The organism is Labrys sp. WJW, assembly GCF_001676615.1.
In the GTDB taxonomy this organism is placed as follows: Bacteria; Pseudomonadota; Alphaproteobacteria; order Rhizobiales; family Labraceae; genus Labrys; species Labrys sedimenti.
Genome location: NZ_LYXZ01000019.1, coordinates 1 through 25849 on the forward strand (window position 1 = coordinate 1; position 25849 = coordinate 25849).

At 63.3% G+C, this 25849-nt stretch carries 21 protein-coding genes; 7 read left to right on the top strand and 14 right to left on the bottom strand.

Annotated features, from left to right (window positions below):
* The coding region (locus BA190_RS36450) for a hypothetical protein (RefSeq protein ID WP_202908464.1) at window positions 1–267 on the top strand (267 nt) is incomplete at its 5' end.
* 1403 nt (window positions 268–1670) lie between these two features.
* Here BA190_RS36450 and BA190_RS35915 read toward each other — a convergent pair.
* The 4 genes from BA190_RS35915 to BA190_RS13535 form a co-directional block, all read right to left on the bottom strand.
* Window positions 1671–3101, bottom strand: a complete 1431-nt coding sequence (locus BA190_RS35915; protein ID WP_156771508.1) for a hypothetical protein — start codon at window positions 3099–3101, stop codon at window positions 1671–1673.
* 9 nt (window positions 3102–3110) lie between these two features.
* Window positions 3111–4424, bottom strand: coding sequence for an HlyD family type I secretion periplasmic adaptor subunit (locus BA190_RS13525; protein WP_068287785.1), 1314 nt, complete (start codon window positions 4422–4424; stop codon window positions 3111–3113).
* A gap of 10 nt (window positions 4425–4434) precedes the next feature.
* Window positions 4435–6147 carry a type I secretion system permease/ATPase gene (locus BA190_RS13530; RefSeq protein WP_068287792.1) on the bottom strand — a complete coding sequence of 571 codons (1713 nt, stop codon included), beginning with the start codon at window positions 6145–6147 and terminating at the stop codon, window positions 4435–4437.
* Between the two features lie 257 nt (window positions 6148–6404).
* Entirely contained in the window at window positions 6405–6662 is a 258-nt protein-coding gene (locus BA190_RS13535) for a hypothetical protein (RefSeq protein WP_068287795.1), read from the bottom strand.
* A gap of 849 nt (window positions 6663–7511) precedes the next feature.
* Between BA190_RS13535 and BA190_RS13540 the strand changes: the two genes are divergently transcribed.
* Complete coding sequence (locus BA190_RS13540) at window positions 7512–8522, top strand: AraC family transcriptional regulator (protein ID WP_082979715.1); 1011 nt, start codon at window positions 7512–7514, stop codon at window positions 8520–8522.
* Window positions 8523–9441: 919 nt separating this feature from the next.
* Window positions 9442–9723, top strand: coding sequence for a hypothetical protein (locus tag BA190_RS13545; protein ID WP_068287800.1), 282 nt, complete (start codon window positions 9442–9444; stop codon window positions 9721–9723).
* 758 nt (window positions 9724–10481) lie between these two features.
* Here the strand turns inward: BA190_RS13545 and BA190_RS13550 are convergent.
* The 5 genes from BA190_RS13550 to BA190_RS13570 form a co-directional block, all read right to left on the bottom strand.
* A complete protein-coding gene (locus BA190_RS13550; protein WP_068287802.1) occupies window positions 10482–11288 on the bottom strand; it encodes a family 1 encapsulin nanocompartment shell protein in 807 nt (268 codons plus the stop codon).
* Window positions 11281–12354: a Dyp-type peroxidase gene (locus BA190_RS13555; protein WP_202908465.1), complete on the bottom strand. Its 1074-nt coding sequence runs from the start codon at window positions 12352–12354 to the stop codon at window positions 11281–11283. The genes BA190_RS13550 and BA190_RS13555 overlap by 8 nt, the downstream gene beginning before the upstream one ends.
* Window positions 12355–12781: 427 nt before the next feature.
* The gene (locus BA190_RS13560; protein WP_068287804.1) at window positions 12782–13198 is read right to left on the bottom strand and encodes an organic hydroperoxide resistance protein; all 417 of its coding nucleotides are present in this window, start codon (window positions 13196–13198) and stop codon (window positions 12782–12784) included.
* Between the two features lie 189 nt (window positions 13199–13387).
* Window positions 13388–14707, bottom strand: a complete 1320-nt coding sequence (locus BA190_RS13565; RefSeq protein ID WP_156771509.1) for a HAMP domain-containing sensor histidine kinase — start codon at window positions 14705–14707, stop codon at window positions 13388–13390.
* Window positions 14704–15444: a response regulator gene (locus BA190_RS13570; RefSeq protein WP_068287811.1), complete on the bottom strand. Its 741-nt coding sequence runs from the start codon at window positions 15442–15444 to the stop codon at window positions 14704–14706. The genes BA190_RS13565 and BA190_RS13570 overlap by 4 nt, the downstream gene beginning before the upstream one ends.
* A gap of 545 nt (window positions 15445–15989) precedes the next feature.
* Here BA190_RS13570 and BA190_RS13575 point away from each other — a divergent pair.
* The 4 genes from BA190_RS13575 to BA190_RS13590 all read left to right on the top strand — a co-directional run bounded on the left by BA190_RS13575 (window position 15990) and on the right by BA190_RS13590 (window position 21019).
* On the top strand, window positions 15990–17762 hold the full coding sequence (locus BA190_RS13575) for a cytochrome c biogenesis protein DipZ (RefSeq protein ID WP_068287813.1): 1773 nt from the start codon (window positions 15990–15992) through the stop codon (window positions 17760–17762).
* A 121-nt stretch (window positions 17763–17883) separates the two neighbouring features.
* Window positions 17884–18450 carry a TetR/AcrR family transcriptional regulator gene (locus BA190_RS13580; RefSeq protein ID WP_068287837.1) on the top strand — a complete coding sequence of 189 codons (567 nt, stop codon included), beginning with the start codon at window positions 17884–17886 and terminating at the stop codon, window positions 18448–18450.
* Window positions 18451–18503: 53 nt separating this feature from the next.
* Complete coding sequence (locus tag BA190_RS13585; protein WP_068287816.1) at window positions 18504–19472, top strand: quinone oxidoreductase; 969 nt, start codon at window positions 18504–18506, stop codon at window positions 19470–19472.
* A 134-nt stretch (window positions 19473–19606) separates the two neighbouring features.
* Window positions 19607–21019, top strand: a complete 1413-nt coding sequence (locus BA190_RS13590) for an amidase (RefSeq protein ID WP_068287819.1) — start codon at window positions 19607–19609, stop codon at window positions 21017–21019.
* A gap of 32 nt (window positions 21020–21051) precedes the next feature.
* Here BA190_RS13590 and BA190_RS13595 read toward each other — a convergent pair whose 3' ends face one another.
* From BA190_RS13595 to BA190_RS13615, 5 genes are all read right to left on the bottom strand, one after another.
* Window positions 21052–21834 (bottom strand): ABC transporter ATP-binding protein, encoded by a 783-nt coding sequence (locus BA190_RS13595; RefSeq protein WP_068287822.1) that lies wholly within the window; start codon window positions 21832–21834, stop codon window positions 21052–21054.
* Between the two features lies 1 nt (window position 21835).
* Window positions 21836–22579, bottom strand: coding sequence for an ABC transporter ATP-binding protein (locus BA190_RS13600; protein ID WP_068287824.1), 744 nt, complete (start codon window positions 22577–22579; stop codon window positions 21836–21838).
* A complete protein-coding gene (locus tag BA190_RS13605) occupies window positions 22569–23534 on the bottom strand; it encodes a branched-chain amino acid ABC transporter permease (protein ID WP_068287826.1) in 966 nt (321 codons plus the stop codon). Before BA190_RS13605 ends, BA190_RS13600 begins: the two co-directional genes overlap by 11 nt.
* Window positions 23535–23546: 12 nt before the next feature.
* The gene (locus BA190_RS13610; protein ID WP_068287828.1) at window positions 23547–24446 is read right to left on the bottom strand and encodes a branched-chain amino acid ABC transporter permease; all 900 of its coding nucleotides are present in this window, start codon (window positions 24444–24446) and stop codon (window positions 23547–23549) included.
* 69 nt (window positions 24447–24515) lie between these two features.
* Window positions 24516–25730 (bottom strand): ABC transporter substrate-binding protein, encoded by a 1215-nt coding sequence (locus BA190_RS13615; RefSeq protein ID WP_068287831.1) that lies wholly within the window; start codon window positions 25728–25730, stop codon window positions 24516–24518.
* Between the last annotated feature and the right edge of the window lie 119 nt (window positions 25731–25849).

The window sequence follows — 25849 nt, forward strand, 5'->3', positions numbered from 1 at the left end:
CTCGCCGCCGATACCACCAATGCCACCGATCGCGCCCGTCAAACCGCCGACCGCACCGCCGAGGGTACCGCCCAGGCCGCCATCGCCGCCGATACCACCAATGCCACCGATCGCGCCCGTCAAACCGCCGACCGCACCGCCGAGGGTACCGCCCAGGCCACCCTCGCCGCCGATACCACCAATGCCACCGATCGCGCCCGTCAAACCGCCGACCGCACCGCCGAGGGTACCGCCCAGGCCGCCAACCGAGACGCCACCGCCAGCTGACACACCACCGCCAGCCGAGACGCCACCACCAACCGAGATGCCACCGCCAGCCTTACCGCCAACGGATGGTCCGTGGCCGGTCGTTTTGCCACCAACCGATGCTTTGCCGCCAGCCGAGGCACCCGCACTGCCCTTCCCGCCAACGGACGGTCCGTGGCCGGTCGTTTTGCCACCAACCGATGCTTTGCCACCAGCCGAGGCACCCGCACTGCCCTTCCCGCCAACGGACGGTCCGTGGCCGGTCGTTTTGCCACCAACCGATGCTTTGCCGCCAGCCGAGGCACCTGCACTGCCCTTCCCGCCAACGGACGGTCCGTGGCCGGTCGTTTTGCCACCAACTGAAGCTTTGCCGCCGGCCGAGGTGCCGGCACTGGCCTTGCCGCCAACGGACGGTCCACTACCGGTCGCTTTGCCACCGACCGACGCCTTGCCACCGACTGACGCTTTGCCACTAACCGAAGCGCCACCACTGGCCTTACCGCCAACCGAAGCACCGGCGCTAGCCTTCCCGCCGACAGACGGTCCGCTGCCGGTCATTTTGCCACCGACCGAAGCGCCACCGCCAACGGATAGCCCACCACCCGTCGACCGGCCGCCCACCGAGGCTCCACCAAGACCCCCACCCGAACCGCCCAGACCGCCGGATGAGCCACCGCCCGCTCCGAGTCCGGCGGCACTGGCCTCATCTCCGTGAGAGACGAATGCCGACAGCAGCGCAATCGTTGCGGTGGACAGGAAGAAGTGAGAACGCCTGCTGATCCTAGACATCGTACGTACTCCTGCTAGTGCCTCTTGTTATCTTCCGCAGTACCAACGGTTGACGCTGACCGCCGGCAGGGGTCTCGTAAAAAGAAGTCGACTAAATTCTGACCGGCTCGAGCCAATGAAGCCGGCGTAGTTGAGCTTTGCTGCGCTCGTCGTTTCCTCAAGGAAATTGGCGCGCACGACAGCGCTCACGGCTCGCCGCCTTGGCAAACCGAATGAACAGTTCACTTCAAAAGCCTCTGTAATTTATGTCGGAGCCGGATCGCTTTATTGCGCTCTGCGCAAAAACGCTGAGATGCTTAAGTCTTTGCGATTCCTATTCCATATTATCAATCATATGGATCTCCGATTTTGACGGATTTTCCTGCAACGTTACTCAACCTTGTCACATATGCAGGGCGACGTCATTGTCTATTCCCTAGAAGTATTGACTGAAACGGTTCTCTCTTCTGCGCCCATATCCAGGACATGCAACATCGTTCGCACGAACCGAATTCGGTCCCGAAGCGCAGCTCATTAGTAATCGACGACGTCCGTCCGCAGTGCTTTGGCCGACGCACCTATCGGCCATCAAGCCATCAGCAGACGTGCAGCCGGGATGACCGTGTATCCGAAAGCGTCATCCCACACCGTCGCAATTAAGCGGCATGGTGGGTCGAAGCGTGGTGTGAATGATCCGTATCGGTATGCCCATCATCATCGATGAATGGCTGGCCAACAAAAGTGAGTATCGGAGTGAGAGCATGGGCGACGCCTTCCGTGATCTGTAGTGCCGCATGTGTCGCTGCGAACATATCTGTCGGTGTCTCCGCCGCCGCTGCATGTGTCGTCGCTGCGGCAGTTTCCGTTGCCGAGGCCGCTTCCGTTGCGGGGGCCGGGGTGCTTTCATGCGCGGCCGTTACTGCGGGGCTCGTGCTGTTATGGCCACTGTTGTCGACCGACTGGCTTGACGTCTCGTCATGGCCGCCAGTCAAGCCAGAAAGGACCCCGCCACCACCAAGGAGGCCGCCGACGAGGCCGTCCTTGCCAACCACACCATCCAGACTTTCTTTGCCGGCATCGGCCAGACCATCAAGATTATTGCTATCATGATGACCGCCATTGTCGGTCGACTGACTTGGCGTTTCGTCCTGGCCGCCGGTCAAGCCGGAAAGGACCCCGCCACTACCGAGGAGGCTGCCGACGAGGCCATCCTTGCCAACTACACCATCCAGGCCCTCTTTGCCGGTATCGGCCAGGGCATGGAGAATATTGCCGTCATCGCCGCCAACCAGACTGGTAACTTTGGTAACGATGGAATCCAGGCCATTGCCGGGATCGACCAGACCCTTGATGATGTTGCCGTCATCGCCGATCAAACTGCCGATGATGCCATCTGGGCCCAAAACCTCCTTCACCGTCTCGCCGATATCCAGCGAGACGGGTAGCACGCCGTTATTTCCGAGCAGGTTATGTACGACGTCGGTGACCGGCTCCAGCACCTGTTCGACGGGAGCCAGAGCCTCCGCGAGCGGACCGGTGACGGCCGATATCGAGTGGGTCACTACAGCTAATCCGCCTTCTCCTGAACTGGAGTGGGATAGCGTTGCCGACAGGGCGTCATCTGCCAGTGCAGTCCCGATCAATGCGCCAGCTGCGGAACTCCCTGCACTTCCATGCGCAGCTTCAGCTGATGAGTGCGCGGATTCCGTCCCCCGCGGCAAACCATCGGGAGAGTTCTCTGAAGGGGGAGAGCTTGCCGTCAGTGCATTGACCTCACCCCCATTTGCGGCGGCAGGTCCGTTACTCGCCTCGTTGTGAATCGCGTGATCAACTGTTGCCGAGTGATCGACGCCGGCCTTGGCCTGCTCTGCAGCTGCAGATGAATCCGACACACGACGATCGTCGTGTGACACACCGGATTTGGGGTCTGAATTGGCGGCTGCCTGTTCCGACTCGAGCAGCGCAATCCCCAATCCCACGGCGCCAGCCGCAAGTGCAAAATTCAGCGGGTTTTCCGCACTGCCGGTTTTCGACTTGGTATCCGAACGGCGGCCTTTGAGATCGTTCAACTTCTCCAGGTATGCCATGGCAGATCCTCACTTTTCTCGAAACGCATGTCCCACTTCGTCAAGAAGCGGCCCAAGCAGATACCCAATCAGGGTTCGCGACCCGTTCGTAACAACGACTTCGGCCGGCATTCCCGCTTGCAAGGAAACCGCCGACTTACTGAGATCATCGGGATTGATTTTGGCACGGATGGCAAAATAGCTGCGCCCAGTCCGGGAATCCGTGATTTTGTCCGCAGAAACGCTGATTATTTCACCCTGTAGCGGCGGACGCTCATTTCTTGGCACACCCGTCAGCCAGATGCTGGCTGACGCGCCTGTCTTGACGCCGTTGATGTCGGAAAGCGGCAACTGGGCCTCGACAATGAAAGGATTGTCGGCGGGAACGATGTCCATCAGCTTTTGCCCGGCCTGAACCACCCCACCTTCCGTGAACACGGACAAATCGACGATCGAACCACTGGCGGGTGATTTGATCACCGTTCGATTCACCACATCCTGAGCCGCCTTGAGTTTCGGCAATGCCTCCGCCAGCGAAGACTGGGTTGTCCGAATTTGATCGACGATCTCGTTGATGCGCTGGCGGTCCAATTTGGCAATGGCGAGTTCAGCCTCGCCGGTTTCTTGCATTGCCGTGGCAATATCGGCCGTGCGCGAGCCTATGTCGGCAAGCATTCGGGCTGCCGACCGATCCAGTTCGAGAAGACGTGTCTTGGGCGTGAAGCCCGAGGCTGCCAGCTTCCGCACCCCCTCGGTCTCTTCCACGAGCGAGGCATTCTGTTTAGAAAGCCCCTCTTTTTGCGCGTTCAGTCCGGCGATCTTTTCGCGAAGCTGGGCAAGCCGGGATACGAGTATGCCCTTTTCAGCCTCGTATTGATGTGCCCGCGAAAGCAAGACTGCGGACTCATTTGCAATTGTCTCCTCCATCGCCCCGGATGAACGGGCCTCTTTCCGAAACTTCTCCAGACAACGGGTGTCTTCATTGTCACGCTCACAGAACAGGCGCGCCTGGCGGGCAACCAGGTTCACAACTTCGGCCTGTGCGATGTCGAGCTTTGCCTGGGACTCCGTGCCATCGAGCTCGATCAGTGGTTGACCTCGTTCGACGCGCTGGCCCTCCGAGACCAGAAGTTTGGAGATGATGCCACCATAGGGGTGTGCCACCGATTGTCTCTGTGCCTGCACCTGCAGGCTGCCCTCGGCGATCGCCGCGCTCGATAGCGGTGCCACATACCCCCAAACGATGACCAGCAGCACGAAGGCCAGCAACGACACCGCACCCCACACGGCCGGGCGCCACGGATTGCGATATGCGATGCTGCCAGGAACGGAGATGGCGGTCATGGTCTGTCCCTCACCTCTGCAGAACGGGAGCCGCGAAGCTCTGCGGTGGCCCAAGTTTTTCAATCTTGCCGGCGTTCAGCACGAGGATGGTATCGACCACGCTGAGAATGGCAGGCTGGTGAGTGACCACGACAACCGCGGTGCCCTGCGCCTTAATCAGGAACAGCGCCTTGCTGAGCGCATGTACGCCTTCCACATCCAGATGCGCATTTGGTTCATCCAGAACCAGCAGCCGTGGCCCCCCCAGCAGGGCCCTGGCCAGGCCGATGCGCTGGCGCTGCCCGCCCGACAGCCCCAGCCCGCCCGGACCGAGCATCGTGTCGTATTGCTTGGGCAAGGCCAGCACCATCTCATGGATGCCCGCAAGCTTTGCCGCCTCCATGATCTGTTCGGTAGAGGTCTCTTTAAACCGCGAAATGTTCTCCCGGACACTGCCGGCAAACAAACCGACATCCTGGGGCAGATATCCGGTGATGCGACCAAATTCCGCCGGATCCCAGTGCGCGTAGTTGAGTCCCCCGAAGGAGATATCGCCTCCAGCCGGCTGAAGGGCTCCGATCAGCAGTTTGGCAAGCGTACTCTTTCCGGAAGCGCTGGCTCCGACAACCGCCAGCGCCTCGCCCTCGCCGATCTTGAAGGACACATCGTCGAGAACTGCCTTCGGCCGCCCTGAAACGCGATATGACAGGTTCTTCACATCGAGAATTGTCTCGTTGGTCGGCACGATCGTCTTGAGTTCGCTTACGGGGATCTCGTTCAGAAGATCTCTGATGCGCTGATAGCCGGTCCGGGCCGTCGCTGCCTGTTTCCAAGCGGAAACGGCCTGTTCGACCGGGATGATTGCGCGCCCCATGATGATGCTGGCCGCAAAAATCGTCGCGGGGTTGATGGCATGATCGATCGCGAGCCAGGCGCCGGTACCGAGTATCAGCGATTGAAGCAGCAATCTGGTGAACCGGATGCCGGCCGAGATCAGTGCATTTCGATCGCTCGCAAAGGCCTGGCTGTTGAGCATGCCGGCCCGGCTGCCCTGCCAGTGGCGCTCCACGGCGGACTCCATTCCCATGGCGCGAATGACGTCCGCATGCTGCATGATATTTTCGGTAAAGACGAACGATCGCCTGGCAGCAGCCTGGGCATCGTCCATGGGCTTTCGAGTGACCGCCTCGTTCAGAAAGGCGAGCCCCAGCAACAACAGGGCGCCAACCGTCGCGACGATGCCCAGTATGGGATGGATGAGATAGAGAAGGATGAGATAAATCGGGATCCAGGGGACATCGAACGCAAAATGGATCCCCGGACCGGTGACGAAGGTGCGAAACTCGTCCAATTCCCGCATCGGCAAGGCGCCGAGGGAATAGCCGTTCCTGGAGGACTTTTGCACGAGCGCGGAAAACACGCGGCTCGCCAGTTTTTCGTCAAGCAGGATCCCGCATCGTGTCAGCATCTGAGCGCGCATGGCGTCCAGGATGGCCATGACTAGCAGCGCCACGATCAAAATGATGGTGAGCATCACGAGCGTCGGAATGCTTTCGCTCCGCAAGACGCGATTATACACCTGCATCAAATAAAGAGGTGAACTGAGATAGAGCAGATTGATCGTGCTCGAAAAGATACCAACGGCAATGAAATACGGGCGAAGTGATTTTACCGCCGCACTGATCTCAGTTTCAGCGCTTTTTTTTGTTGATCGAAACAACGCGGTCGCATCAGCCAAAGACATCACCAAGCCCCTTCATATCTTCCGGCAACGACGTGATTGGGACGAAAGGAATTCAGATCTTCCTTGGTAGAGTATTGGTACGATTGAATAATATCCTGCACGCAACGTTCGTCTTCCGAGTTTGAGGACAGATCCCAATCAGCCGCTGCGAGGCACCACGTTCCTCGCAGCGGCTGGTGCTTCGTTGAAGACGCTCAGGCACTTCAAGTCGGCGAACCCAGCCGGGCAACGCCTATTCAAGCACCCAGAGTGGCCGATCAGGCGACGTGCACACCGTCGTGAGCTTGCAGCGAGTCCAGCACCAGTGCGGGCGTCAGCGCGACGCCGGTCCAGGCACTGCCGACAAGCATGGCCGCTCCCATGCCAAGATGACCGCCACCTTCCATAAAGTTAAGGTAGGCGTCATCAAATGTGACCTCGCCCGTGTGATTATAGTGATAGTCGTTTGTCTGGACGTTAGTATGGCCTGTAGTTGTCGTAGCGGTTTGGGTGCCGCCGAACAAGAAATCAAGCATCGGAAGTCTCCTCTGAGTTTACTTCAGGCGATATGAGCGTCGCATATACCCAAAAGGAGTCAACGCTCGATGCCTGATTTCGGACTTTGCGCAAACGATTCCAGACAATAGTCAAAGATGGGTAGCCGGCGCCGGCGAGGGTGCTGCCGGCGATGGACGCCCTGCAATGTCCGTGGGTCATGCCGCTTCCACTGCATTGCCGGCCGGCGAGGTTGCCGCCCTGGCCCCATGATCAGCCTTTGCCCGAGTCATGTCTGGCTACCGGTAAGGCGGCCTGCGATGGAGTTCCTCGTCAACGAGGAAAGCAGGTCCCGCCGCAGGCAATACACACTCTCTCCTGCCGGCGGCCTCGAGGGATTGACCTTATATTGTTGGCCGCATCCGGCAGCCGGGCGCGGCACTACCGTCCCAAGCGTTCTGACCGAAAAGGCCTGGCCAATATACCAATCGCCGCGCCTGCAACGGCACCTGCGGGCATAGTTAGAGCAACCAACCGGCCATCTGAGATGGTATTATTACACCGAAAACCGGCTCACAGCAGGGTCCTGCCCTGCGAAAAGCGAACATTCCGGCAGAAATCGCTGGCAGCCCAGCGCTGAAGCAGCTAACCTACCCCAACGGTAAAGTCGCGATGACGCCGAGAACCCTTAGTGAAAATCTTACGATAATAAGTCTCACAAATGGGAAACCTTGGCCAATTTCATATCCATCTTAACCATGCGACCAAACGTCAGATAGAAACTTAATAAAAATCTTCTATGTGAGAGAGCGGAGTGGGAATTGGTTTGATCTGTCTGGAATGATCCTCCAGCAAGATTAGCCGGCTGGATTCAATGCAGTGAGGTTGCAATGACGACCCCTCAGGTTCACCCGCTCGCCCAAGACATCTCTCGGCAGCAAAGCTTTTGTGCGATGCCATCGGCACAAAATCTTTTGGTCGAGTACGAGGCTGATACCGCCTCGAACGAATTCCCGCTGGAGGAAACCCACAGTTTCGGCGACCTCGAATCCTGCCGCACCCTTCGGACGAGTGCCGGTAGAAATTGGGGCAACATCTATATTTCCAAACAGATCGAAGACCCCAATGAGGGTACTTTTCGAGCGAGCCCGCACCTTCTGGTCAGCCTGACGAGATCCGGCTCCACGCGGCTGATCTGCAATGTCCAATCGCAGGAATACAAGGCCTATCTTCATCCAGGCCAGTTGAACATTCTGGCACCGAACCAACCGGTCCGGCTGAAGTGGGACCGACGCGTTCACACCACCCATCTTTACCTGAGAAACTCGCTATTGAGCGAGATCGCGGGTGAGATGACGCAAAATCGCATGACGTCCATCGACGTCATCGGCAGGCTGGCTTTCATGGATCCCCTGCTCGAGGGATTGGTCACCGCCATCGATGACGCAATGGAGCTGGAACTGGAAGGGATCCAGCCTTACGTCGAACATCTCGCACGTGCGGCGGCCTGCCATGTGCTGCGCAAATATTCGAATCTGCGATCGCCACAATCTTTCGACGACAGCTCCGGAGAGCTTACCAAGAGCCAGATCGCACGCTTTCGCGAAATGGTCGAAAGCCGCATGAGCCAGAAGCTGACGCTGACCGATCTGGCCGAGGGCAGCGGGTTGTCGACCGGACATTTCGCTCATTTGTTCAAGCAAGCCACCGGCACGACGCCTTACCAATATCTTCTGCACAGTCGGATCCAGCGCGCGCGCTATCTGCTGGCAAAGACGGCGATGCCCGTGGTGCGGGTTGCAGCGGAATGCGGATTTTCCGATCATGTGCATTTCACAAGAGTATTCTCGAAGACGGTTGGCCAACCGCCGGCGACTTTCCGCAAACTTGCCACCGACTGAACGAATCCGCGCGGCAAACACAATCGGCGCGCATGGGAAGATATTGGCATGGGAAGATTTCGGCCAGATCGTCCATGGCCGCCCTTGAGCATCGTATTTCCGCCCAACCCCGGCCGGAAGAGGCACCCGGGGACAGAGATTTGGGGCAGCCAGCCACCGGTCGTGACAGATCTCCGTTGCAACGGAGCACGCCGGGCCTTCTTCCAAGATCCAGCCATTGTCATGCAGCCTGGCGTCCAGGACACTGCGGCCGATCCTCGCCGTTGACCGGGCCTCCCATTGGCTTGGCCTTCCGTTGGCTTGGTTTCCCGTTGGCTTGGCTTCCAACGACTCCATCGCCTCGTTGACCGTGATCGGCCTGCCCACCTCGACCGGCCGGACGGCAGAAGCGTCTTGCTCATCGAGACCGAGAAGGCTGTTGTTCCCCCGCACAGCCGGGGCGCCAACGCCCGAATTCCGGCTCGCATGATCCGATCGATCGCCCTCCGATCGCTCTGTCGCTCGCCCTGTCGATATACGCCGTCAGGTTCCGCGATGAGGTCGCATCAAGCGCTCCTACCACGTCGCAAACAATCCGTCGCCAACGGAAGGCACTACCGCTTTTGAGTACCGTAACCCCCTCGAACACCCCCTTATGGATAGGCGCCCGTCCACAATTTCAGGTGGCACATGCCGGGTTTCCGCCGCAATCTAAGGCTTAGTAGAGGAGCGATTTGAAGTGATGTGTCGCCGCGCCCCAGCCGGTCCGAAGCTCGCGACGCCGAAGAGCGGTTCTCCAGGAAATACTGTGCGGCTCGACTTCGCCCTCAAGACCAATTACCCGGCTGGAGGTTCGAAATTTGCAGGCACATTCTATTCCGTTTCCTTCTGCCTCGTTTGAAGCAGACACCGAACTATTAGGAAGGAGGAAAGAACCAAGATGACGATTCGAATCATTGCTGCGGCCGCCGGATATTATGTGATTTGGCCACAGCCGGGGAACATGCGGGGCTTTGGCCGTTCGCCTGTCGTTGCGTGGCAGATCACCCTCGACGACGAGGGTCTGGCCAGTTGGTCCGAGCCGGTGGCAGAAGGCGTTATTTGTGCGGAACCCTATGCGATTTTGTGCCCCGACGGCACGGTGCAGGAATCAGACAGCGGCGTCTTTCACGACAAGATCGAGGATTGGGTGCGCGCACTGCCTCGAAAGATCACGGCATGACCGGACCGATGGCATGTCCGGCCGACCGGGATCGACCGGTGTGACACGCCTGCCGTCGAACAGGATAAATCGACCTCTCGAGTTTATCGCGGTTTGGAAGCAAAAACCGGTTGCCCGTCGCGGCGTTGCGTGAGGGATCTTCTGCTTCAGCCTGCACAGAACCAGGCGGTTGAACTGGAATTTTCGCACGTTGACGCGCCTCCCCGATCTTCCGCCAGCGTGCGCTGGAATTTTCCGGGAACCGTTCACCGTGTACCGGCTTGGCCTGCAGCCAGCCTTCGTTGCCGACGCCGACACGGCCAGCTTGGTATCGTATCGCTCCAGCGTCAGAATAGGCGGTCAATTCCGACCGCCCCGCCATCGTAGGCGCCATCCAGTTCGATCACGAGAAATTCCGCTCCCGTCGCATTGCCGATTTCGCCGCGGCCGGTCGCCCGCCGAAGGTCAAAAGGCGATGTAGTCCTCGGCAGGCTCAAAATGGCCTTCCATCCTCCCGTTCGCAGACCCACCCGGCCCCAGGCAGCCTGGGCTCGACCAAATCATCCGCGGCCGCCGAACCGACGCGGGGATCCGTATATGGGACCCGGCATGGCAGCGATCAAATGGGCTGACCATGCGGGTATTGATTGGATCTACATACGCCCCGGCGACGATTTTGCGCATTTTTGACAGCCGGGTCGCTTACGCAAAAACCCGGCTTGCCGGATATGTCGCCTGGCCGCGCCCGCCGGCAGAGTGCGCCTTGGGCCGGCAACGTCCTATTTCTTGGCGGGCAGGAGGGCGACGGCTGCTTCGGCCGTGAGCAGGCGGAAGGTCAGGCTTTCCTGGAAGTAGAGCTGCACCGAGGTCGCCGAATGGCTGGCATAGCCGATGGAGATGTCCTGGCCCACGGAGAGCTCGAAATCCCCGCCCCGCGTCGTCAGCACCAGCCCACCCTCGATCGCCGGGGCCCAGATCACCGGCCCGTCGACCAGGCGCTCGATATGGTGGAAGACCGGATAGCCGTCATCGCTGCCGCCGACCGCCGCCGTATAGGCATCGGCTCCCAGCACCAGCGCATAGGGGCCCTCCACCCCCGCCAGCCGCAATTGGCTCACCGCCTGCGCCACCACGTCCGGATAGGCCTTCACCTGGGCCGGCAGCGTCAGCGCCGGGTTGCTGAGGCCCTGGCGGATGCCCCCGATCCCGGCCGCGGCAAAGCCGTCGAACACCGCCCGGTCCTCGGCGAAGGCCAGCTTGCGCGCCGCCTCTTTCAGCGGCGACCAGTCCGAGTCGGCCGCCCCCCGCTCCACATCGTCGATCGCCGAGCGGGCGAGTTCGAAACCGACGCGCAGCTCGACCAGCGCCTTCACCTCCCGCTGCACCGCCTCGATGCCCTCCCCAGGCCCGGCCAGCGGGTGGACATGGCCGGTGCCCACCGCCGAGGCCGCCAGACCTTGCGGGCCCTCGAGGTCGACCACCCGCCGCGCCGCCAGATGGCGCTTGAGGGTGCGCGCCGCCTCTTCTTCGATCTGCCCCCAGGCAGCCTCGGAGATCGGTGCCAGCTCCCGATGGAGATTATTCATGACCTGCTTCCTTCTTGAGCGATCCAATGCCGAGCGAACCATCGCCGCCGGACGGTCGTGAACCGGGATTCTGTGCCGGCTCGGGCTCCGGCGGGGCCGCCTCGCCCGGCGCCGGAGCGCCGGCCGCGGCCGTGACGTCGTCCAGGAACGTCGCCGAGGGCACGAAGAACAGCGAACCCGTCACCGCCCGGCTGAAATCCAGCAGCCGGTCGTAATTGCCCGGCGGGCGGCCGATGAACATGTTCTCCAGCATCTGCTCGATCCGGCGGGGCGAACGGGCATAGCCAATGAAATAGGTGCCGAACTCACCCTTGCCCGCATCGCCGAACGGCATGTTGTCGCGCACGATCTCCAGCGCCTCGCCATTCTCCTCGATCGAGGTCAGGACATTGTGGGCATAGGGCGCCTTGAGCGCATCCTCCTGCTCGATGTCCGACAGCTTGGCACGCCCGATGATCCTCTCCTGCATCTCGACCGGCAGACGGTTCCAGCCTGCCAGGTCATGCAGGTATTTCTGCACGATCACATAGCTGCCGCCGGCAAAGGCGCCATCCTCCTCGCCGATGAGGGTGGCCGCCACCGCCGCCTGCTCGACCGGGTTCTCGGTGCCGTCGACGAAGCCGATCAGATCGCGGTCGTCGAAATATTTGAAGCCGTGCACCTCGTCCACGCCGGCGGCCGCCTCCCCGATCCGCGCCATGATCTGCGTCGCCAGTTCGAAGCAAAGGTCCATGCGCCGGGCGCGAATGTGAAACAGGATGTCCCCCGGCGTCGAGACCGCATGATGGACGCCGTGGATCTCGCGGAAGGCATGCAGATCCTTCGGCCGGGGCGCCCCGAACAGACGGTCCCACATCTGCGAGCCCAGACCCATCACGCAGGACAGCCGCCCCTCCAGGTCCCGGAACCCCACCGCCCGCAAAAGCCCAGACAGATCCGCGCACAAGGCCCGGATCGCCGCTTCCGGCTCCGCGCCGGGCTTCACCGTCACCACCAGAAATATCGCACTGCCCGTCAGGGAGGCTACAACAGGCTGCGAAACGGCAGAGGGCAAACTCGACTCCATACGGCTATCCATCCGGCGGCCCTCATGCGAGCAGGCGCTCAAAGACTCAACGCCGTTAACTCACCATACCCCGGGCCTTGTGCACAAGCATCCGGAGCGTTTTGTGATTTGACGGACAATACGAGAGACGAGCGCTCCGATCCTTGCCGAACTCGGTCTTGCAAGAACGCCAGTGCGAGACCGGTGGCCCCTCGCATCTCGTGGCGGTCATCGCGGCAAACCGGAGGCCGACACTCCTGCAAGCGCCAGCAACCCTGCAAGGGGCGATGGTTCGCTGGAGGCCGGTTCGTAGACGCAGGAAGCTGCCAGGATCGCCAGGCCGAGTAGGCAAATCGTGATCCGTTTCATTGGAAACCTCGCCGGGCGCGGCGGTGCCGCGCCCTATCTGTTGCGGATGGAAAAGGGGGCGAGACGAAGAGCTCCGCCCTCAGACGAGGGAAAGCTCAACATTGATGTTGCCGCGCGTTGCCTTCGAATAGGGGCAGGTCTGGTGGGCTTCCTCGACGACCGCCCGTGCAAGCTCGCGATCGAGGCCGGGCAGGCTGACCTTCAGGCGCGCCTGCAGGAAATAGGCGCCGTCGGTGGTACCGAGATCGACTTCTGCATCTACGGCCGTGTCGGTCGGGAGCTTCAGCTTACGCTTGCCGGCGGCAAGCCCCATGGCACCGATGAAGCAGGCCGACCAGCCTGCCGCGAACAGCTGCTCGGGATTGGTGCCGGGCTGGCTGCTGCCGGGGGGCGACAGCTTGATATCGAGCCGAGCATCCTCGCTGCGCGCAGCGCCGTCGCGGCCGCCGGTAGTATGGGTCCGGCCGGTATAGAGAACCTTGTCGATCTTGGTCATGATACACTCCTGTCCATCTAGGGTTGGCGATGTCGCCGTCTGCGGCATCGGAAAGACTGGAGTGTTTTGGAGGGGGCATTTGTCCGCGATGTTTCCGAAAACCCCGGAAGTGTAACAAAGCGTACCTTCCGGGGAGATCGACATGTTGGCATACCGCAATGCCTGAAAACCTTGGAAATACCCCGGCCTTCACCGGATGACGACTTCTGCCGCCAGCCCTCCGCCGTCGCGATTGTAGAGCCGGACCGCACCACCGACGGTGCCGGCCAGTTGCTGGGCGATGGCAAGGCCCAGGCCCGTACCGCCGGTCTCGCGATTGCGCGACTGTTCCAGCCGGAAGAAGGGTTGCATGGCCGCCGTCAGCATGTCTTCGGGGATGCCGGGACCACGATCCATCACCGTGATGACGGTCTTGCCGTCGGCGCTGCGCTCCACACCGACCTCGGCGGCGCCTGCAAATTTCAACGCATTGTCGATGAAGTTCGAAAGAATGCGCCGCAACGCATGCGGCTTGGTGGAGGCGACGCCATCGACATAGCCGACGACGGTCACCGCCTTGCCGGTATCCTGATAGTCATAGGCGATGCTGTCGATGAAGGATGCGAGATCGATACGGGCCGCCTTCTCGCCGCTGCTGTGCGAGCTGCGCGCATAGGCAATGCCGTCCTGGACCAGACGCTCGATTTCACGCAGGTCCCGCACCAGTTTGTCCTTCTCCGGTGAATCATCGGCCATGTCGGCCCTCAGCCGCATCCGGGTGATCGGCGTCTGCAGGTCATGCGAGATCGCAGCGAGAATCTGGACGCGCTCCTCGAGGTAATGGGCGATGCGTTCGCGCATCGCATTGAAGGCACGGGCTGCATGCGCGACTTCGCTCGGCCCGGCCTCGCTGAGCGGCACGCTCTTCTTGGTGGGATCGAGCGCATCGGCGGCGGCCGCAAGCTGTCCGAGCGGGCGGATGGCCTGCCTGACGGCGAACCAGGTGCAGAACAGCAGAAGCGCCATCTGGAGGATCAGGACATAGGGCAGCCAGTCCGCGATCGGCATGACGCCGCGCGGCGTGATCTCGATGGTCAGCGGGCTGCCGTCGCTCAGGGTCAGATGCGCCTGCAGGCGGTTGCCCTCGCCCGGTATGGCCTCGATGCGCAGGGGGAAACGGGGCCCGGCCGCACTTTCAAGCTTCGCCGCGATCTCCTGGCCATGGCTGGAGGTGTTGGGCACGCCGGGAAGGCCCGGCCCCAGCGTCAGGTTGTAATTGCCGCGGCTCAGCCAATCCAGCAATTCCGGCCTCTCGCTCGCCGGCGTGCGATCGAGAACTGCGATCGAGGTCGCCACGTCGTTTTCCAGCGTGCGCAGCATCAGCGCCTTGGCCGACATGTAGCGTTCCGCATAGAGGATGCCGAAAGATAGGCCATAGGCGATCGCCAGCCCCGCCAGCAGGATCAGGAACAGTCGGGCGCGAAGGCTCTTGGGCCACCACAGCGGGCGGAACGCGCCATCCACCATCATGAGCGGGGCTCCGAGATCTCGACGGGAACCGAGAGAACATAGCCTTCGCTGCGCACGGTCTTGATGTAGGTCGGCTCGCGCGCATCATCGCCGAGTCGCTGGCGCAAGCGACTGACCAGGAGGTCGATCGAGCGGTCGAACAGGTCGGCGTCACGGCCCTGGGTGAGGTTCAGGAGCTGGTCGCGGTTGAGGACGCGCTGGGGATGGTCGATGAAGACGCGCAGCAGCCGGTACTCGGCCCCGCTTAGTGCCACCTCCGTGCCCTGGCTGTCGAGGAGATGGCGGCCGACGGTGTCGAGCCGCCACTCGCCGAAGGTCAGAAGCTGGCCTGCCTCGCTGATCTGCAGATTGGGCGGCAGCATTCGGGTTCGCCGCAGGACGGCATTGATGCGCGCCAGCAATTCGCGCGCAGCGAAGGGTTTGGGCAGATAGTCGTCGGCGCCCATTTCCAGCCCGATGATGCGATCCATCTCGTCGCTGCGGGCCGTCAGCATCAGGATCGGTGTGGCCTTGTGCTTTCCGGCCCGCAATTCGCGGCAGAGCACGAGGCCGTCCTGGCCCGGCATCATCACGTCGAGCACGATCAGGTCGACCGTATTGGCATCGAGGAAGCTGCGCATCTGGCGTCCGTCGGCAGCAACCGAGGCACGCAGGCCGTTCTTCTTCAGATAGCTCGACACCAGGTCGCGAATTTCGCTGTCGTCATCGACGATCAGTATGTGGTCGACATGTTCCATGCCTGAACTTCCTGCTTCCGCCGGTCAACTGATACCCAAACGATGCATTCGAGTCCGGGTCATACATCGCAACGCCATGTCTTCTAGAGCAATGCGCGTCGTGGTGAAAACGCGCATTGTTCGAGTTCGCTGTTTCCAAGCCAGTCCAACGGATTGGCTTGGGCGCTTTGCGATTCCCTGCGACGCCATCAGGTCGCAAACCGCTTTCGCCTGCTGGAAATCACATACAAGGCGCAGGAATCAGGGCCACGGCACAAGGCGCAATCAAGCCAGCGCGATGTATCCTGGATGTGTCCTCGCCGGCGCCCATTGCATATGCATGTAGGATCCGGCAGGCGCGGATACGTTCCGATACAATCGGGCCGCATCGCCGGCGCCTTGCTTTTTGTGTCCATGTGTCGCCGCCGGACCGGCGCCTACACTCCGGTACAATCGCCCACCGCCCCGGACACATTCACGATACTCGCGCACGCCACATCAGCCTCCTTGCCCGTCGGACCTCCCTGCCATCGTGGGCCCGACATACCGTTGCACAGGAGACAATGATGGTTCTTCTAGCCATTGCCTATTTCGGCGGCGTGCTGACCATTCTCAGCCCCTGCATCCTGCCCATTCTCCCCTTCGTCTTCGCCGGAACCGGGCTGCCCTTCCTGCGCGGCAGGCTGCCCATGCTCATCGGCATGGCCGGCAGCTTTGCGCTGGTTGCGACACTGGCGGCCGTCGGCGGGAACTGGGCCATCCAGGCCAACGAGTTCGGGCGCCTGACCGCGCTCGCGCTTCTGGCGGTCTTCGGCCTGAGCCTGATCTCGCCGCGCCTTGCCAACGCGATCACCCAGCCGATCGTCGACCTCGGCAACCGGCTGCACGGTGCCTCGGCCGCCTCGGGCGTGCGGACCGCCGGCAGTTCGCTCATCCTCGGCGTGGCAACGGGCCTGCTCTGGGCGCCCTGCGCCGGCCCGATCCTCGGCCTGGTCCTGACCGGCGCGGCTCTTCAGGGAGCCAATATCGAAACGACGCTGCTGCTGCTCGCCTATGCGGGTGGCGCCGCCACCTCGCTGGCCGGCGCCCTCCTGGTGGGCGGCAGGCTGCTTGCGGGCATGAAGCGTTCGCTCGGCGTCAGCGAGCGCATTCGACAGGGTCTCGGCGTGGCCGTGCTTGCCGGTGTCGGCACCGTTGCCCTGGGCCTGGATACCGGCCTGCTGGCGCGGCTCTCCTATGCCAGCACGTCAACCATCGAGCAGGCCATCCTCGACAGGCTGCATGTGGATCCGCGAACCGCCATGGCGTCGGGTCTCGCCGGCGGCGGCATGCTCATCGCCAGCGCCAAGGCCGAGACCCCCTTTCGCAGCAATCTTCCCGTCGAGGGCCAGGCTCCCTCGCTCGACGGCGCCGTGGCCTGGCTGAACTCGCCCCCGCTCACGACGGAGCAACTGCGCGGCAAGGTGGTGCTCGTCGATTTCTGGACCTATTCCTGCATCAACTGCATCCGCACCACACCCTATATCCGTGCCTGGGCGGACAGGTACAAGGACCAGGGCCTGGTGGTCGTTGGCGTGCACGCGCCCGAATTCGCCTTCGAAAAGAAGCTCGGCAACGTCAGGCAGGCGGTCAAGGATTTCGGCATCTCCTATCCGGTGGCGGTCGACAACGATTATCGCATCTGGCGCGCCTTCCAGAACAGCTATTGGCCGGCCTTCTACCTGATCGATGCCCGGGGCCAGGTCCGCTACCACAATTTCGGCGAGGGCAATTATCGCCAGACCGAACAGGCGATCCAGGATCTGCTGCGGGAAGCCGGCAATGACGGGCCGGCGAAAGAGGTGGTTGCCCCGGCGGCGAAGGGAGCGGAAGCCAGTCCCGACCTGGGCAATCTCGGTTCGCAGGAGACCTATCTGGGCTATGGCCGCGCCGACAATTTCGCCTCGGCGGAGCGCGTGTCGCCCGACGTCGCCAGGGACTATTCGGTGGCGGATCCCGGCCTAAACCAGTGGGGCCTGTCTGGCACATGGACCGTCGGCGCGGAAAAAGCGGTTCTCGACAAGGCAGGCGGTGGCATCGCCCATCGCTTCAGCGCCCGCGACCTGCATCTCGTGCTCGGTCCGGGCGCCGGCGGAAAGCCCGTCCGTTTCCAGGTCACCGTCGACGGCAAGGCGCCCGGTTCCGACCATGGGGCCGATATCGATGCGCAGGGAAACGGCCTGGTCACCGAGACGCGGCTCTACCAGCTCGTGCGCCAATCCGGCGGCGTGGCGGCGCGGACCTTCGAGGTCCGCTTTCTCGACCCCGGCGTCGAGGCCTATGCCTTCACCTTCGGATGACGGCTTTCCGGGGCGCACGGTTCGGTGTCTCGATATGGCGTGGTCCGACGCAATGGCGAAAGCAGGGTTCCCGTTCAAGATTTTTCTTGAACATTTGTTCCTGAATGTTTAGGTGATCGACATGGCAAGATTACGGGAATTCGACACTGACGTCGCCCTCGACGCCGCGATCGGCGTATTCAGGGAACATGGCTTCGAAGGCAGTTCGGCCCAGATGCTCGTCGATGCCATGGGCATCGGTCGGCAAAGCCTCTATGCCGCCTTCGGCGACAAATGGCAGCTCTATTGCGCGGCGGTCCGCCGCTATGGGCTGGGAGAATGCTCGGCCCATTTCGATGCCCTGCGAAGCGGCGCACGCGGCATGGATGGCATCAAGGCGATGCTGCGCCGGGTGGTCGATACGGCCGACCGGGCCTGCCTCGGTACCGGTTCGGTCTGCGAGTTCGGTGTTTCCCGCGCCGATCTCGCCGAGATCAACGCCGCATTGGCCCGAAGCCTGGGCGGCGTCCTTGCTGGCCGGGTCCGGGACGCGCAGCGCGAAGGAGACGTCGCCGCCGGCCTCGATCCGGACAGAGCGGCCGAATTTCTGGTCGCCAGTATCGCCGGCATCCGCATTGCCGGGCGCGGCGGCGCCGACCATCGGATTCTGGCCAGCCTGGCCGACATCGCCCTGAGGGCCCTACGTTAGGCCCTTTTTTTTGTAAAATTCAGGAATGATCATTCAAAATTGGAGCATGAGAAATGAAAGCCATCGTCATGAACGGAATCGGCGGAACCGACAGGCTGAGCCATGTCGAGCGCGCCGACCCCGTGCCCGGCCCCGGTGAGGTCCTGGTCGAGGTCGCCTTTGCCGGCGTCAACTTCATGGATATCGGCGTCAGGCAGGGCATGGCCTGGACTGAAATGCCCAATCCCAAGATTCTCGGCGTGGAAGGCGCAGGCCGCGTGCTGGCACGGGGTGACGGCGTCGAGGACTTCGAGCCGGGTCAGCGCGTTGCCTGGGTCTATGCGCCGGGCAGCTATGCCGAGCGGATCGCGATCCCGGCCAGTGCGCTGGTGCCCGTGCCCGACGCGATCGATGATCGGGCGGCCGCCTCGATCATGATGCAGGGGCTCACGGCCAGTCACTTCGCCACCGACTTCTATCCCGTCCAGCCCGGCGACACCGCCTTCGTCCACGCCGCCGCCGGTGGCGTGGGGCTGCTGCTGACGCAGATCATCAAGCTGCGGGGCGGCCAGGTCATCGGGCGGGTTTCGACGCCCGACAAGGTGGCCATGGCCAAGGCGGCCGGCGCCGACCATGTGATCGTCGATGCCGAAGGCCAGTTTGCCGAGGAGGCCCTGCGCCTGACCAAGGGGGAAGGCGTCCATATCGTCTATGACGGTTCGGGCCCCTCCACTTTCCAGGGCTCGCTCGACATCTTGCGCCGGTCCGGCACGTTCTGCTGGTACGGCCCGGTCCTGGGCGGCCCCGGCCCGCTTGACATCATGAGCCTGCCGAGGAGCATCAAGATCGGCTACGCGACCTTTTTCGACCATATCCATACGCCCGAACTGCTGCGCAGGCGCTCGGCCCAATTGTTCGACTGGCTGGCCGAGGGCAAGCTCGCGGTTCGAGTCGGCGGCGAATATCTTCTGGCGGATGCGGCCAGGGCCCATGCGGACATGGAGAGCCGCAGGACCACCGGCAAGCTGCTGCTCGTCCCCTGACCGCCGGGCCCTGTCCTCGCAAAGGCGCTGCGGGCCAGCGCCCACCACGCCGGTCCGATGGCGATCCGCATCTTGGTCTTTCCCTGCCGGGCCACGCCATGCTTTGCTGGACCGAATCCGACGAGGAGACCGGCATGGGCGCAGACAGCATTTCCGCATTCGCAACAGCGGCCGAACTCGGCCGCCTGCTGGCGGAGGGTCGCACCACCTCCGAAGCCATCACAGGCCGGGCCCTGGAGCGCATCGCCGCCCATGACGGCGCGCTCCAGGCCTTTGTCGGTGTCTTTGCGGAGGAAGCGCTCAAGGCCGCCATCGCATCCGACCAGCGCCGTCGCCGCGGCGAAAGCCGGGGCTTTCTCGACGGCGTCCCTTATGCCGCCAAGGACCTGTTCCATGTCCGAGGCTGGCCGACAAGGGCCGGTTCCAGGGCTCTCGGCGCCGAGCCCCAGGCTGTAACGGCCAATTCCGTGACGCGCCTGGCCGAGGCCGGCATGGTGCTCGTGGGGAAGGTGCAGACCGTCGAGTTCGCCTTCGGCGGCTGGGGCACCAACCCTATCACCGGTACGCCGCTCAATCCGCGGGATCCGGATGTGCCACGGGCACCCGGCGGTTCCTCCAGCGGCTCGGGCGTGGCGGTTGCCGCCGGCCTCGTCCCCGCGGCGCTGGGTACCGATACCGGCGGCTCCATCCGCAACCCCGCCGCCATGTGCGGTATCGTCGGCCTGAAGACCACGGTCGGCCGGATCGGGCGCGGGGGCCTCCTGACCCTCGCCACCTCCTTCGACAGCGTCGGTCCCCTCACGCGCTCGGTCGAGGATGCGGCTTTGCTGTTTGCCGCCATGGCCGGGCGGGATCCACTCGATCCGGCGACATTCGGCGTGCCGCCGGTCGCCCTGTCGGGCGCGCCGGAGCACGACCTTGCCGGCCTTCGCCTCTGCATCCCCGCCGCTGCGGACCTTGCCGCTGTCGAGCCCCTCGTCCTCGAGCGCTTCCGCGCAGTGCTTGCCGATCTCGAGGCACTCGGTGCGGACATCCGGGAAAAGGCGATGCCCCGGCCGCCGGAGGCCTATATGACCCTCACCGGTGAGCTGATGTCGGCCGAATCCTGGCACCATCTCGGCCGCTATGCCGGGCCGGACGACAGCCCGGTGCATCCGGACGTACGGTCGCGCATCCTCAAGGGCAGGCAGATCGACGCAGCCCGCTACCAGGACCTGCTGGAACAGCGGCGCGCCGCACAGATCGAATTCGCCGCCTATCTGGAGGGCATGGACGCGTTGCTGACGCCCACGGCCCCGATCCTGCCGCCACCGCTGGCCGAGATCGACGAAACGAAGACGCCGCTCGGCACCTTCACGCGCTTCGTCAACCTGATGGACATGGCCGCGCTCAGCGTCCCGACCGGCCTGGTCGGGACCGGCCTGCCGACCGCCCTGCAGATCGCGGTGCCGCGTTTCGAGGAAGCGCTGGCCCTGCGCATCGGCCGAGCCCTCGAAATCCGCCGCGGCGGGCTGTTCGAACCGCCGCCCGCCTATCAGGCGCCCTGAGCCATGCCGTTCCGGCGACGTGGCTCGAACTTCTATTCCCCGCTCGCATAGAGCCAGCGCGCCACCAGCGCATCGGTGTCGGTGCCGAAATCGTCACGCTCGCCTTCCGAGAAGACGGTGCCGTTCTTCACCACATAGACGTAGTCGGTGATGGCAAGCGCGGCGCGGATATCCTGGTCGACCAGCAGCACCGCTTTCGACAGGTCGCGCGCCAGGCCCTGTACGATATCGTAGATGATTTCGCTGGTCTGCGGATCGACCCCGGCCGTCGGCTCGTCGATCAGATAGACGGAGGGGTCGGCCATCAAGCTGCGGGCGATCTCGACCTGCCTCTGCTGGCCGCCGGAAAGCTGGCCGGCCGGCTGGCTGCGCTTCTCCCGGATGACGGGAAAGCGCTGATAGGCGCTGTCGAGACGCTCGGCCAGCATTTGCTTCTTCGGCCTCGCGTGCCACAGGCCGAGCTTGAGATTGGCCTCCACCGACAGATGCGGAAACAGGCTCGGCCGCTGCGGCAGATAGGCGACGCCGAGACCGAGCATTCGGAAGGGCGGGCTGCCGGTGATGTCCCTGGTGCCCAGCAGCACGCGGCCGGCGCTGGGGCGCAGGAAGCCGAACAGCGATTTCAGGAGGGTCGACTTGCCGGTGCCGTTCGGCCCGACCACGCAGGAGATGCGCTTGGGCCAGGCCTTCACCGAAAGACCACGCAGAATGTCAATGTCGCCGGTATAACCGGCGACGAGACCTTCGCAGGCCAGCAAACCGGGCACGTCGCTCCAGCGCGGCTCGGCAGGGATGGAGGCCGTGGCCGGATTCATTTCAAGGCCCTCCCATGCGCGTGCCGGTATAGGCGCGGACCACGTCGGCATTGCGGAGCACGTCCGACACGGCGCCATCGGCGATCTTGCGGCCCCGCGCCATCACCAGCACGCGGGTGACGACCGAGCGCACCGCATCCAGATTGTGGTCGACCAGCACGATGGTATGACCGTCCCGGTTCAGGCTGCGGATATGCTCGACGATCTCATCGAGCAGGCGCGGATGCACGCCGGCGAAGGGTTCGTCGAGCAGGAGCAGGCGCGGCCGCAGCATCAGCGCGCGGCCGAGTTCCAGGAGCTTCTGCTGGCCGCCGGAGAGCGCGCGCGCATAATGATCGGCAAGGTGCTCGAGCCTGAGGAAGGCGAGCACGCCGCGGGCCCGCTCCTCGGCCGTCCGGCGGCGTTCCGAGGCGTCCGAGAGGGCGGGAACGATCAGGTTCTCCATCACCGTCATACGCCGGAACAGCCGCGGCACCTGGAAGGTGCGCGCAATGCCGCGGCGGGCGTAGAGATGGGCGGGCTGGCCGGCCATGTCGGCGCCCTCGACCTCGATGCTGCCGCCATCGGGCTTCAACGCCCCCGTGACCATGTTGATGGTGGTAGTCTTGCCCGAGCCGTTGGGACCGATCAGGCCCAGTATCTCGCCGCGCTGCAGGGTGAAGGACAAGTCCTCGACGGCATGAATGCCGCCGAAATGCTTGGCGAGGCTGCTGACGGAGAAGAAGGCTGCGCTCTCATTCGGCATGGCGTTTCCCGGCTGGTTGGCCTGCCTGCGCGGTCCGGCGTGCCCGGCCCCAGCGCTCGATCATCGGATAAAGGCCGTTCTGGGCGAAGCGCTGCACCAGGATCAGCACCAGGCCCATCAGGACGAAGCGCCATTCGCCATACGCCCTGAGGAATTCCGACAGCACGAAAACCACGACGGCGCCGATGACCGCGCCGGGCAGGCTCTCGATGCCACCGATCACCGCCATGGCGATCACCAGTCCCATTTCGGGCAGGATGGCGATGTTGGGCGTCAGAATGCCGATGAAATGCCCGTAATAGATGCCGGCCACGGCAGCGATCATGCTGGTGACGACAAAGACCAGGATCTTGTAGCGGGTCGTGTCGATACCGCTGGCCCGCGCCGCGCCTTCGTCCTCGCGAATGGCGCGCAGGAACAGGCCGACACGCGTTGCCAGGAGGCCGTTCATCGCCAGCATGGCAGCGACGACGAGGCCAAGGCCGAGATAGTAGTAGGGCAGGTCCGACCGGCCGGCGAACAGGATCGGCACCGGCAGGCCGAGCATGCCGCGGGTGATGCCCTCCTCGGCCACCAGCACCATGCGGAAGATCTCCGCGAGGGCGAGCGTGAACAGCGCGAGATAGGGGCCGGACAATCGCAGCACCAGGGCGCCGATCAGCGCGCCGGCAATCGCGGCGAGGATGACGGCCAGCAACATGGAGAGGGCGAGCGGCAGGCCGAGCAGGCTGGTACCGAGGGCCGAGGCATAGCCGCCAAGGGCGGCGAAGGCGACATGGGCGAAGGAGAACTGCCCGGCGAAACCGGCGAGCATGGCCCAGCTCGCCGCCAGCAAGGCGTAGTACCAGGCGATGGCGCCGACATGGATCCAGTAGGTGCCCGCACCCAGTGGCGCAAGCAGCGCCGCGATCAGCAGGATGGCCTGGACGGCCTGGGACAGCGAGAAGCGCGCCATGGTCCGCCCGGCCTATTCGAGGCGCAGATGCGAGCGGCCGAAAAGGCCGGTCGGCCGCACGAGCAGCGTGACGACGAGCAGCAGGGCGCCGAAGGCCTGGGTATAGGCCAGCGCACGGTTGGGATCGGGCAGATAGCCGACACCGAGGCTCTGGACGAGGCCGAGCAGGATGCCGCCGACGATCGAGCCGCCGACCGAGCCCATGCCGCCGAGCACGATGATGATGAAGGCCTGCACGCCCGGCAGGTCGCCCATCGAGGGCGAGAGCGCGAAGACCGGGGCGATCAGCGCGCCGGCTCCACCGGCCAGCGCCGAGCCGAGCCCGAAGGCGACGGTATACATGCGCTGTGGATCGATGCCGATGACGGCGGCGGATTCGCGGCTCTGGCTGACGGCATCGAGCGCCTGGCCGAGCGTGGTGCGCTTGAGAAACAGGGCGAGCCCCACCAGCAGGATCGCCGCGACGACAGCCGCGATCAGCCGATCATAGGGCAGGATCAGCGGGCCGGCGATCAAGACCCCTGCCATGAAGGAGGGCGGCGATTTGGCGAACGGTCCGAAGACGACGAGGCCCAGATTGGTGAGCAGGATGGTGAGCCCGAAGGTGACGATGATGGCGTATTCGTCCTTGCGCTCGACCTTGTCGGTATACATCGGCGCGATCACCAGCCGCTCGAAGGCGATCCCGAACAGGAACAGGGCGATCATCGCGCCGATGACACCGAGCAGCGGATGCAGGCCGAGGCCGGTGATCAGGTAGTAGGAGGCATAGCCGCCCAGCATGTAGAGCGCGCCATGGCCGAAATTGACCACCTTCAGCACGGAGAAGACCAGCGTCAGGCCGGAGGCGATGAGTGCGTAGATGAGGCCGATCACCAGTCCGTTGACGGCGAGGAGAAGAAAATAGCTCATGACCGGGTCACCATCGGCTGCAGCGGGCTAGGGCCGGCGGTCGAAGCCGGCATCCGTCGGCACGCTCCATCAAGGCAGGATCTTGTCCGTGGTCGCCCAGTTCTTGGGATAGACGATGGCCGCCTCTTCCGGGCTCTGGTTCTCCGCCGTGTACTGGATGATGGTGAAGGGCACGTCCATGAACTGGTGGAAGGCCCAGGCCGGGGACTTGGTCGCCGGGAAATTATAGGTGGCGTTGGCGCCTTCGAACTTCACCGTCTCGAGAGCCTTGAAGATCGCGGCGCGATCGGCGGATCCGGCCTTGCGGATGGCTTCGACCACCACGCCCAGCGTGTCATAGGCTTCCAGGGCGACGCCCGTGGGCGCCCGCTTGTAGCGCTCGGTGAAGGCCGCCACGAACGTCTTGGCCTTGTCGTTCCATTGCGACTTCGGCTGGGCGACGTTGACGATCAAGAGATTCTTGGCGCAGGCACCCGTGACCTCCCAGACCTCCTTCTGCAAGAGGCCGGACGAGCCAATCAGCTTGGTCTCGGCGGTCGGGGCAAGGCCGAGCTGGCAGGCCTGCTTCACCAGCTGGTACTGGGCCTGGCCGGCGATCACCATCTGGATGGCGTCGGGGCGCGGGCTCTGGCTCATCAGGCGCAGCAAGGCCGGAGTGAAATCCTGCTGGTTGAGGTCGATGGTGACCAGCGTGTTGGCGACGTTCTTGGCCTGGAGCTCACTGGCGATGATCTTGGCGCCGCCCTGACCGAAATCGGTGTTCTCGGCGATGATGGCAACATTCTTGAAACCCTGCTCGACCGTCCAGTCCGCGGCCTTCACATAGACCAGCGAGTTGGCGGGGGAGACGCGGAAGACTTCCGGATATTGCTTGGCGGTGACGTCATCGGCCCAGACATCGGTGCCGACCCAGGGCACGCCATATTTGTGCGCCTCTTCGATTTCCGCGAGCGCCACGGAGGAATGGAACTCCCCAAAGATCGCCGAGACATTGTTCTTGGTGATCAGCCGGACCGCGGCTGCGCTGCCTTCCGCCGGCTGCCCCTTGGTGTCTTCATAGGTGACCTGGAGCTGGCGGCCGAGCACGCCGCCGGCCTTGTTGATCTCGTCGACACCGAGCTGCACGGCCCACTGCATTTCCTGCCCGCCGGAATAGTTACCGGGCGGCGACAGAGGCCCTACCCAGCCGAGCGCGATGGGCTCCTCGGCCAGAACCGGCGTCACGGCCAGCGAGGCGGCAAGAATTGCGAGCGCCCCGAGACGCCTGCGGATCGAGCGGTTCATGCCGATGTCCCCCTTTTCCTGCTTGTTTTTTTTCAGACAATTACACCCGTTCATGAATTGCAAATAAAAAGTCACCCGCCGAAGCGGCGGGGGTTGTTGGGATCAATAATATCATTACA

What these genes read in the sequence shown, in the direction of transcription:
- BA190_RS13535 (WP_068287795.1), bottom strand. Translation starts at nt 6,662, where the DNA reads ATGCTTGATTTCTTGTTCGGCGGCACCCAAACCGCTACGACAACTACA.
- BA190_RS13550 (WP_068287802.1), bottom strand. Translation starts at nt 11,288, where the DNA reads ATGAATAATCTCCATCGGGAGCTGGCACCGATCTCCGAGGCTGCCTGG.
- BA190_RS35915 (WP_156771508.1), bottom strand. Translation starts at nt 3,101, where the DNA reads ATGGCATACCTGGAGAAGTTGAACGATCTCAAAGGCCGCCGTTCGGAT.
- BA190_RS13575 (WP_068287813.1), top strand. Translation starts at nt 15,990, where the DNA reads ATGGTTCTTCTAGCCATTGCCTATTTCGGCGGCGTGCTGACCATTCTC.
- BA190_RS13555 (WP_202908465.1), bottom strand. Translation starts at nt 12,354, where the DNA reads ATGGAGTCGAGTTTGCCCTCTGCCGTTTCGCAGCCTGTTGTAGCCTCC.
- BA190_RS13590 (WP_068287819.1), top strand. Translation starts at nt 19,607, where the DNA reads ATGGGCGCAGACAGCATTTCCGCATTCGCAACAGCGGCCGAACTCGGC.
- BA190_RS13610 (WP_068287828.1), bottom strand. Translation starts at nt 24,446, where the DNA reads ATGAGCTATTTTCTTCTCCTCGCCGTCAACGGACTGGTGATCGGCCTC.
- BA190_RS13570 (WP_068287811.1), bottom strand. Translation starts at nt 15,444, where the DNA reads ATGGAACATGTCGACCACATACTGATCGTCGATGACGACAGCGAAATT.
- BA190_RS13565 (WP_156771509.1), bottom strand. Translation starts at nt 14,707, where the DNA reads ATGATGGTGGATGGCGCGTTCCGCCCGCTGTGGTGGCCCAAGAGCCTT.
- BA190_RS13615 (WP_068287831.1), bottom strand. Translation starts at nt 25,730, where the DNA reads ATGAACCGCTCGATCCGCAGGCGTCTCGGGGCGCTCGCAATTCTTGCC.
- BA190_RS13605 (WP_068287826.1), bottom strand. Translation starts at nt 23,534, where the DNA reads ATGGCGCGCTTCTCGCTGTCCCAGGCCGTCCAGGCCATCCTGCTGATC.
- BA190_RS13540 (WP_082979715.1), top strand. Translation starts at nt 7,512, where the DNA reads ATGACGACCCCTCAGGTTCACCCGCTCGCCCAAGACATCTCTCGGCAG.
- BA190_RS13580 (WP_068287837.1), top strand. Translation starts at nt 17,884, where the DNA reads ATGGCAAGATTACGGGAATTCGACACTGACGTCGCCCTCGACGCCGCG.
- BA190_RS13585 (WP_068287816.1), top strand. Translation starts at nt 18,504, where the DNA reads ATGAAAGCCATCGTCATGAACGGAATCGGCGGAACCGACAGGCTGAGC.
- BA190_RS13600 (WP_068287824.1), bottom strand. Translation starts at nt 22,579, where the DNA reads ATGCCGAATGAGAGCGCAGCCTTCTTCTCCGTCAGCAGCCTCGCCAAG.
- BA190_RS13560 (WP_068287804.1), bottom strand. Translation starts at nt 13,198, where the DNA reads ATGACCAAGATCGACAAGGTTCTCTATACCGGCCGGACCCATACTACC.
- BA190_RS13530 (WP_068287792.1), bottom strand. Translation starts at nt 6,147, where the DNA reads ATGTCTTTGGCTGATGCGACCGCGTTGTTTCGATCAACAAAAAAAAGC.
- BA190_RS13525 (WP_068287785.1), bottom strand. Translation starts at nt 4,424, where the DNA reads ATGACCGCCATCTCCGTTCCTGGCAGCATCGCATATCGCAATCCGTGG.
- BA190_RS13545 (WP_068287800.1), top strand. Translation starts at nt 9,442, where the DNA reads ATGACGATTCGAATCATTGCTGCGGCCGCCGGATATTATGTGATTTGG.
- BA190_RS13595 (WP_068287822.1), bottom strand. Translation starts at nt 21,834, where the DNA reads ATGAATCCGGCCACGGCCTCCATCCCTGCCGAGCCGCGCTGGAGCGAC.